The organism is Chryseobacterium barbadense (assembly GCF_042849955.1).
Lineage (GTDB): Bacteria > Bacteroidota > Bacteroidia > Flavobacteriales > Weeksellaceae > Chryseobacterium.
Genome location: NZ_BAAFHL010000149.1, coordinates 1 through 1,076 on the forward strand (window position 1 = coordinate 1; position 1,076 = coordinate 1,076).

Genomic DNA, 1,076 nt, shown 5'->3' on the forward strand with positions numbered 1-1,076 from the left:
GGTGACGGGTTCGATCCCCGTATTCTCCACAGATTTTATTATTAGAATTTATTTCATCAATGACTATAAAACTATGAAGAAACTTTTTTTACTTTTATTCACCGCATTTTTGTTCATTGGATGCAGCTCAGAAGAAGAAAACATTTACGATTTTATCGGGACCTGGTCCGGAACTTATGAAGGAAGTGAGAAAGGGACCTGGTATATTGTAGTGGCAAGTGACGGTAAAGTGACCGGAACAATGCACTCTGATGACACGAATGAAAATTATAATATTTCAGGTCATCTGAACACTTCCGGAGATTTAAATGCAGTGATTGGACTTCCCGCTGACGGAGAATTCACAGGAAAGTTGACCGTTGAAGAAGATAATGAAAAAGGAAGCGGGACCTGGAGGAATTCGGTACCGACACCGGACAGATCCGGATCGTGGACTGGTGAAAAAGAATAATTTTTTACAAAATAAATATAGTAAGCCTGCAAAAATTTTGCAGGCTTTATTTTTGTTATCCTGTAGCTTTCTTCAGTTGTAAAGCTCCTTGCAGAAAAAACTGGCTGGCAATTTTTTCTTCTGCTTCCTCAGTGGTGGTCAGCAAATTATTTTCATTATCAGCAATCTCTACTAATGCTTTTTGACATTTTTATTTATTTAATTAAAAAGTGTGCATTGAAGGATTCAACACACACTTAACAAGATTAAAAAATATATATAACAACTATTTCCAGCCACCGCCTAAAGCCTGATAAAGCTCAACTGCAGCTTTCATTTTATTGTATTCCGCATTGGAAATATTAAGTTCTGCATTTAAAGAGTTTACACTCGCATTCAGTACTTCTAAGTAATTGGCCATACCGTAGTTCACCAATTCCTGAGAATAATCAACGGATTTTTTGTAAGATTCCAACTCTTTTCTTTTTAATTCAATGAATGAGTCCTGTACGGAAAACACTCTTATGGCATCTGAAACCTCTTTTCCAGCCGTAAGAACAGTCTTTCTGAAATTCAGGTAAGCTGTTTCCTGATTGGCAAGGCTTACTTCATAATTGGTTTTGATCTGCCTTCTGATTAAGATAGG

General features: G+C 36.8%; 2 protein-coding genes. One reads left to right on the forward strand and one right to left on the reverse strand.

What is annotated here, in order from left to right:
- Positions 1-451, forward strand: a 451-nt coding sequence (locus ACGHIN_RS17295; protein ID WP_390456489.1) for a hypothetical protein, incomplete at its 5' end; no start/stop codon positions are given.
- Between the two features lie 265 nt (positions 452-716).
- Here the strand turns inward: ACGHIN_RS17295 and ACGHIN_RS17300 are convergent.
- Positions 717-1,076: TolC family protein (locus ACGHIN_RS17300; protein WP_390456493.1), on the reverse strand; the 360-nt coding region annotated here is incomplete at its 5' end.